The organism is Mesorhizobium metallidurans STM 2683, from assembly GCF_000350085.1.
In the GTDB taxonomy this organism is placed as follows: domain Bacteria; phylum Pseudomonadota; class Alphaproteobacteria; order Rhizobiales; family Rhizobiaceae; genus Mesorhizobium; species Mesorhizobium metallidurans.
In genome coordinates, this window is the sequence record NZ_CAUM01000007.1 from 35082 (window position 1) to 42412 (window position 7331).

At 63.4% G+C, this 7331-nt stretch carries 8 protein-coding genes; 4 read left to right on the top strand and 4 right to left on the bottom strand.

Annotation, left to right across the window (positions count from 1 at the left end; all coding sequences use genetic code 11):
- Window positions 1-271: 271 nt before the first annotated feature.
- The 4 genes from fdhD (at window position 272) to MESS2_RS02040 (ending at window position 2830) form a co-directional block, all read left to right on the top strand.
- On the top strand, window positions 272-1102 hold the full coding sequence (gene fdhD / locus MESS2_RS02020) for a formate dehydrogenase accessory sulfurtransferase FdhD (RefSeq protein ID WP_008872381.1): 831 nt from the start codon (window positions 272-274) through the stop codon (window positions 1100-1102).
- A complete protein-coding gene (locus MESS2_RS02025; RefSeq protein WP_008872382.1) occupies window positions 1092-1406 on the top strand; it encodes a formate dehydrogenase subunit delta in 315 nt (104 codons plus the stop codon). The genes fdhD and MESS2_RS02025 overlap by 11 nt, the downstream gene beginning before the upstream one ends.
- A 119-nt stretch (window positions 1407-1525) precedes the next feature.
- Window positions 1526-2392: an alpha/beta fold hydrolase gene (locus tag MESS2_RS33190; protein WP_008872383.1), complete on the top strand. Its 867-nt coding sequence runs from the start codon at window positions 1526-1528 to the stop codon at window positions 2390-2392.
- A 123-nt stretch (window positions 2393-2515) separates the two neighbouring features.
- Window positions 2516-2830 (top strand): hypothetical protein, encoded by a 315-nt coding sequence (locus MESS2_RS02040; protein WP_008872384.1) that lies wholly within the window; start codon window positions 2516-2518, stop codon window positions 2828-2830.
- Between the two features lie 139 nt (window positions 2831-2969).
- On the opposite strand, the gene MESS2_RS02045 is transcribed toward MESS2_RS02040, so the two are convergent.
- From MESS2_RS02045 to MESS2_RS02060, 4 genes are all read right to left on the bottom strand, one after another.
- A complete protein-coding gene (locus MESS2_RS02045; RefSeq protein WP_008872385.1) occupies window positions 2970-4397 on the bottom strand; it encodes a gamma-aminobutyraldehyde dehydrogenase in 1428 nt (475 codons plus the stop codon).
- Between the two features lie 41 nt (window positions 4398-4438).
- Entirely contained in the window at window positions 4439-5254 is an 816-nt protein-coding gene (locus MESS2_RS02050) for an ABC transporter permease (RefSeq protein WP_008872386.1), read from the bottom strand.
- A complete protein-coding gene (locus MESS2_RS02055; protein ID WP_008872387.1) occupies window positions 5244-6209 on the bottom strand; it encodes an ABC transporter permease in 966 nt (321 codons plus the stop codon). The genes MESS2_RS02050 and MESS2_RS02055 overlap by 11 nt, the downstream gene beginning before the upstream one ends.
- 61 nt (window positions 6210-6270) lie before the next feature.
- On the bottom strand, window positions 6271-7269 hold the full coding sequence (locus MESS2_RS02060; RefSeq protein ID WP_008872388.1) for an ABC transporter ATP-binding protein: 999 nt from the start codon (window positions 7267-7269) through the stop codon (window positions 6271-6273).
- Between the last annotated feature and the right edge of the window lie 62 nt (window positions 7270-7331).

Genomic DNA, 7331 nt, shown 5'->3' on the forward strand with positions numbered 1-7331 from the left:
TTTGGGCAAGGCATTAGACCATAAGAGTTTCAATCTTGACGGTTGATCGACCCCCACTCCGTCGAGCTTCGCTCGACACCTCTCCCCCGATCGACGGGGGAGAGGAAAGCGCGCGAACGCTAGGCTCCCTTCCTCTCCCTCCGGAGGGAGAGGTGGCGCTGCGAAGCAGCGACGGAGTGGGGGATGGCCTGGGAGAGCAACTACCAATTGAAGCAAGAAACCTTCGACGCTTCCTGAGTGAAATGGCCGGCAGGCCAGAGGGGAGTGTTACGTGACACGCCAACGCCAGCCAATCAGCCAAATCTCGCGGCTGGCACACCGCGCCAGCGGCACCACGGCCGCCAACCGCATGGTGCCGGAGGAGACGCCGGTGGCGTTTTCCTTTGCCGGCACCACGCATGCGGTGATGATGGCGAGCCCGGCCGATTTCGAGGATTTCGCGCTCGGCTTCTCGCTCACCGAAGGCATTATCGCTGCGCCGGAGGAGATCGAGGCGATCGAGGTCGAGGATCTCGGTGCCGGCATCGATATCCAGATCCGCTTGAGGGACAAGGCCAACACGCGCTTCCAGGCGCGGCGGCGCAGGCTGGCCGGCCCGGTCGGCTGTGGGCTGTGCGGTATCGAGTCGATCGAGGAAGCGATGCGTTCGGTCGACGCGGTCGGTGCGTCGAAGCTTACGCTTGGTGCCGAGGACATCGCCTGCTCTGTCAAGCTCTTGTCGAAAGTGCAGCCGCTGCACACCGAGACGGGCGCCGTGCATGCCGCCGGCTTCTACGTGCCCGGCAAGGGCATCGTCATGGCGCGCGAGGATGTCGGCCGCCATAACGCGCTGGACAAGCTCGCCGGTGCGCTGGCGAAAGCCGGCATCGCCGGCGAGTCGGGCGCGGTCGTGGTGACGTCGCGCGTGTCGGTGGAGATGGTGCAGAAGACGGCCGCCATAGGTGCTGCCATCATCATCGCCGTTTCGGCGCCGACCTCCCTTGCCATCCGTACCGCGGAAGATGCTGGGATGACGCTGGTGGCGCTGGTGCGCGGCGATGATTTCGATATTTTCACCCACCAGGAACGGGTGGTTTGCGGAGTTGCCAAGCATGTCGCATGACGAAGACCACATCACCAGCACCAGGGAAAAGCTGGTGCGCATGGCCAACCAGATCGCGGCCTTCTTCCATTCCAAACCACGCGAGGAAGGCATGGCCGGCGTGGCCGAGCATATCAACAAGTTCTGGGAGCCGAGGATGCGGCGGCAGTTGTTCGAGATGCTGGACAGTGGCACCGAGAATTTCGACGAGCTCGTGGTGGCCGCTTCGGCCAGGATCAAGCGGCCAAGGACGCCCGAACAGGCCGATATGAGCCTTGGTTACACCGAGCCTACGCAGGCCGAGAGCGCGGCCCCACTGAAATAGCCTGGGAGCCCGGCCGCCAAAGGTCTCATATTTCAGCCCTCTAAATTTTGGCTGCCGCAAACGGCTTGGCTCTGCTATGGTTGACGACAAGAAATCGTCTGGCCGGGCGGGGTGGTTGCGTGAGGCCGATCGAGACCAGATATACCCGTAACGGTGATGTGCGGATCGCCTATCAGGTGGTCGGGCTGGGCTCGTTCGATCTCGTTTTCCTGCCGGGCTTCATCTCCAATCTCGATCTGCACTGGGAGGACGAAGGCTACAGTCGGCTGCTGAAGCGGCTTTCGGCCTTCTCGCGGCTGATCCTGTTCGACAAGCGTGGCACCGGTCTTTCCGACCGCGTCGATGCAAATCATCTGCCCAGTCTCGAAACCCGCATGGACGATGTGCGCGCGGTGATGGACGCCGCCGGCAGCGGCCGCGCGGCCCTGCTTGGCGCCTCGGAGGGCGCGCCGATGGCGATGCTGTTTGCCTGCACCTATCCGGAGCGGACGCGGGCGCTGGCGCTTTATGGCGACTATGCGCATTTCCACAAATGGGTGATGCAATCCCGCCCGGCGATGAACGTCGGCGGCGCTTTCGATCATCAATCGCCCGATACTGAAGGCGGGCACATGGAGGAGAAAATGCTGACCAAGACTCAAGCCGTCGACGGCGCGGCGATCAAGAAGGCGATCGAAGGCCGTGATGGAAAGATGCTGGCGAGCTTCTACGCCGACGACGCGCTGGTGCGGGTGATCGACCGCAACAACCCGCCGAGCAAGCCGCGCGAAATCCGCGGCCGCGCGGCGATCAGCACATTCTGGGATGACATCTGCAGCCGGGCGATGACCCACAAGGTCGACACCACCATCGCCAGCGGCGACAGCCTGGCCTTCACCCAGGCCTGCGCCTATCCGGACGGCACGAAGGTGTTCGCCGCCGCGATGCTCGAGTTCAAGGGCGGACGGATCGCGCGGCAGACCATCGTGCAGGCCTGGGACGAGTAGATCAACCGGGGAGCCTTCCATCCACATCGAATCGGAATGGAGCTCTATTTCAGTGCTGGAGCATGATCTGCTTCGAAAACCGGACGGATCAGGCTCTGGCCGCAACAAGGGAGGAGAACCAACATGTTCAGCGCCAGATGGCAGATCGACGCCAAGTTCGGGCACAAGCAGACCGTGCTCGACCTGTTGAAAAAATGGGAACGCGAGATCGGCTCGCAAGTCGGCCTCGCCGAGCTGGAGTTCCAGATCATGACCGGATCGATCGGCGCGCGGGAGGCGACGGTCGAGTCCCATCATCAGGTTGAAAGCCTTGCGAAGCTGGAAGAGTTCTTCGCCAAGATCGGCAAGATCGACGCGCACGCCAAATGGGGCAAGGAAATGGAGCCCTATGTCGTGTCGGGCACCAGCCTGTGGAACATCTATCGCATTGTGGAATAGCGCTCTTCTCCCCGTTCACGGGGAGAAGATGCCGGCAGGCAGATGAGGGGCAGCGCCAAGTTGGCAGAAGCTTGTGCTGCCCCTCATCGGTCGCCTTCGGCGACACCTTCTCCCCGTGAACGGGAGAAGGGAAGAGGCGCTACCCGTGCGCCACCATGACATGCCGCACGGCGGTGTAGTCCTCGAGCGCATAGAGCGACATGTCCTTGCCGTAGCCGGATTGTTTCAGCCCGCCATGCGGCATCTCGTTGGTCAGCATGAAATGGGTGTTGATCCAGGTGCAGCCGTATTGAAGCCGCGCGGCTGTCGCCATGGCGCGCGAAACGTCCTTCGTCCACACCGATGAGGCCAGGCCGTAGTCGCTGTCATTGGCCCAGTTCACGGCTTCGTCGACTTCCGAGAAGCGGGTGACCGAGACAACCGGCCCGAACACTTCGCGGCGGACAATCTCGTCTTCCTGCAACGCGCCGGCGACGACCGTCGGCTGGTAGAAGAAGCCGGAACCCTCGCCCGGTTTTCCGCCGGTGGTGATCTCGATGTGCTTCAGTTCGGCGGCGCGCTCTACGAAGCTGGAGACGCGGTCGCGCTGGCGGCGCGAGATCAGCGGCCCGATCTCGTTTTCGGTGTCGTCGGGGCGGTTGTATTTGATGGTCGAGACGGCCGAGGAGAGGTCGGCGACCAGTCTGTCGTAGATCTTCCTGCCGGCATAGATGCGGCAGGCGGCGGTGCAATCCTGGCCGGCATTGTAGTAACCGAAGGCGCGCAGGCCGTTGACGACGGCGCCAAGATCGGCGTCATCGAAGACAATGACCGGCGCCTTGCCGCCGAGTTCGAGATGCGTGCGCTTGACCGACTTGGCGGCCGCCTGCAGCACCTTCTTGCCGGTGGCGACATCGCCGGTGATCGAGATCATGTTGACCTTGGCGTGGTTGATCAGCGTGTTACCGACGCTGTCGCCACGGCCGAGCACGACATTGACGACGCCCTCGGGCAGGATATCAGCCAGGATCTTCGCCAGCTTCAGCGCCGTCAGCGGCGTCTGCTCAGACGGCTTGAAGACGACGGTGTTGCCGCCGCCGATTGCAGGCGCCAGCTTCCAGGCCATCATCATCAGCGGATAGTTCCAGGGCGCGATCGAGGCGACGATGCCGATCGGGTCGCGCCGCACCATCGAGGTGTGGCCGGGCAGATATTCGCCGGCAACCACACCCGGCATCGAGCGGACAGCGCCGGCAAAGAAGCGATAGCAGTCGACGATCGCCGGGATCTCGTCATTGAGCACGGCATTGATCGGCTTGCCGCAGTTCAGCGCCTCGAGCGCGGCGAACTCCTGGGCCTCGGCCTCGATGCGGTCGGCGATCTTGAGGAGATAGCCCGAGCGCTGCGCCGGCGTAGTACCCGACCAGGTGGTGAACGCCTTTTCAGCAGCCGCCAGCGCCGCCTCGATCTGTGCTGAGCCGGCTTCAGGGAGGTTGAGGATGGTTGCCCCGGTCTTCGGATTGAGGATCGGCTCCTCGGTTTCGGTGCCCTTCTCGAATTTCGCGCCGATCAGCATCTTCGTGTCCATGGACATCTCTCCCTTATGAACTCTCTTGTTCATTGCTTGGGTTATTTGCCCGAACCGGCGATCTGGTCGCCGTCGCGGGTCAGGTAATAGGCAAGAAGGATGGGCAGCAGCGTCACCAGCACCACGACCATGGCGACAACATTGGTGACCGGACGCTGGCGCGGCCGGATCAGCTCTTCCAGCATCCAGATCGGCACGGTCTGCTGCTGGCCGGCGGTGAAGGTGGTGACGATGACTTCATCAAAGGAAAGAGCAAAAGCCAGCATGCCGCCGGCAAGGAGTGCCGTGGCGATGTTGGGCAGCACGACATGCCGGAAGGTCTGGAAGCCGTCGGCGCCAAGGTCCATCGAGGCCTCGATCATCGAGCCTGATGTGCGGCGGAAACGGGCGACGGCGTTGTTGTAGACGACAACCACGCAGAAGGTGGCGTGGCCGAGCACGATCGTCCAGAACGAGAACGGGATTTCGGCCAGCGAAAAGGCCGAGCGTAGCGCGATGCCGGTGATGATGCCGGGCAGCGCGATCGGCAGAATGACCAGCAGCGAGATGGTCTCACGGCCGAAGAATTTTGTCCGCGACACGGCGGCGGCGCAGAGTGTGCCGAGCACCAGGGCAATGACCGTCGAAATGGCGGCGACCCTGACTGACAGCGACAGCGCTTGCCATACGTCCGGCCGGTTCCAGGTGACGGCGAACCACTGCGTGGTCAGCCCCGGTGGCGGCCAGACGAAGCTCTTCTCCTCCGTGGTAAAGGCATAGACGAAGATCAGCAGGATCGGCAGATGCAGGAAGAGCAGGCCGACGGTGGCAGCGATCTTCAGGCCCAGCGGAGCGGATTGGCCGCGGTCAGAGCGCATCGAAAGCTCCCATGCGCTTGGCGCCCCAGAGGTAGAAGCCCATGATGACGATAGGCACCACGGTGAAAGCGGCGGCGAGCGGGATGTTGCCGGCGGTGCCTTGCTGCGAATAGACCGCTTGGCCGATGAACAGGCGCGAGGTGCCGATGATCTGCGGGATGATGTAATCGCCAAGCGTCAGCGAGAAGGTGAAGATCGAGCCGGCGACGATGCCGGGCAGCGCCAGCGGGAACAGCACATTGCGGAACGTCTGGCCAGGCGAGGCGCCTAGATCGGACGAGGCTTCGACCAGATTGCCGGGCACGCGCTCGAGTGCCGCCTGAACGGGGAGGATCATGAAGGGGAGCCAGACATAGACGAAGACGATGAAGGTGCCGGAGGCCGAGACCGACAGTGAGTTGCCGCCGACAACGGGCAGCGACAGCCAGGCATCGAGCAGCCACAGCAGGTTCAATTTGGCGAGCAGCCAGGTGAGGATGCCTTCCTTGGCGAGGATCAGCTTCCAGGCGTAGATCTTGACCAGGTAGCTCGACCATAGCGGCAACATGACGCCGAGATAGAACAGCGCCTTCCAGCGGCCGCGCGCATAGCGCGCCGCGTAATAGGCGATGGGGAAGGCGATGATCGCCGAGGCCAGCGTCACCAGTGCCGCCATCGTCACCGTGCGCAGGATGATGTCGAGATTGGCGGCCTGCAACAGGTCGCCATAGGTCTTCAGCGTGAACTCGCGGTTGATGAGACCGGAGAACTCGTCGATCGAAAAGAAGCTTTGCAAAAGCAGGGCGAAGAGCGAGCCGATATAGACGATGCCGAGCCACAGAACCGGCGGCAGCAGCATGAGCAAAAGCAGGAATAGCGGCCGGCGCCAGAAGAGGTCGGAGAGTGCGCCGCGCAGGCCGCCGCTGCCCGGCAGGATTGCGGGGGCGGGACTGGAGTTGAGCGCGGCGGTCGTCATGACGCCGCCCTGTCTTGGCGGAGAATGGTTGAAAGGCCGCGATCCTTCGCGCAAACCTCCGTCATGCCGGCTCGTCCATCAGATGCAAATGCTCGCGGTTGAAGGTGAGGGTGACCGCCTCGCCTTCCCTGGGCAATTTCGTACCGGCCGGCACGATGGCGTGCAGCCTCAACCCGTCGGCATCGAGCGCCAGTCTTGTCGTGGCGCCGAGATAGTTGGTCGAGACCAGGCGGGCGGCGACGCCGTCACCCTTCGCAACCCGGCCGACGCGGATGGATTCGGGGCGCAGGCTGCCCCAGCGGTGCTGGCCGGAATAACGCTGGACGAAATCCGGCGGCAGGACATTGGAGGAGCCGACGAAATCGGCGACGAAGCGGGTCTTTGGCCGCTGGTAGATGTCCTCCGGCGTGCCGATCTGCATGATCCCGCCGTCGTTGAAGACGGCGACGCGGTCGGCCATGGAAAGGGCCTCGCCCTGATCGTGAGTTACGAAGACGAAAGTGATGCCGAGCGCCTTCTGCAGCGATTTCAGCTCTTCCTGCATGTTTTCGCGCAGCTTGAGATCGAGCGCCCCGAGCGGCTCATCGAGCAGCAGCACCTTGGGCTGATTGACCAAGGCACGGGCGAGCGCGACGCGCTGGCGCTGGCCGCCGGAAAGCTGGCCGGGACGGCGGGCGCCATAGCCTGGAAGCCTGACCAGCGACAGCGCCTCTTCCGCCGCCTTTTGCCGCTCCGGCTTGCCGACCCCCTTGACCATCAGCCCGTAGGCGACGTTGTCGAGCACATTGAGATGCGGGAACAGCGCATAGTCCTGGAATACGGTGTTGACGTTGCGGCGATAGGGCGGAACGCCTTTGGCGCGTTCGCCGAAGATCGAGATCGAGCCCGCTGTCGGCTGCTCGAAGCCGGCGATCAGGCGCAGGCAGGTGGTCTTGCCGGAACCCGACGGCCCGAGCATGGCGAAGAATTCGCCCGGCGCGATGTCGAGATCGACCGAATCAACGGCGCGCACCGCGCCGAAATGGCGCGAGACTTTCTGGAAAGAGACGGCGGAGGTCATGGGCTGTCCTGATCTTTCAGGCTCATCAAATTCAGGCGAAGGTGCTGCCCCTCATCCGCCTG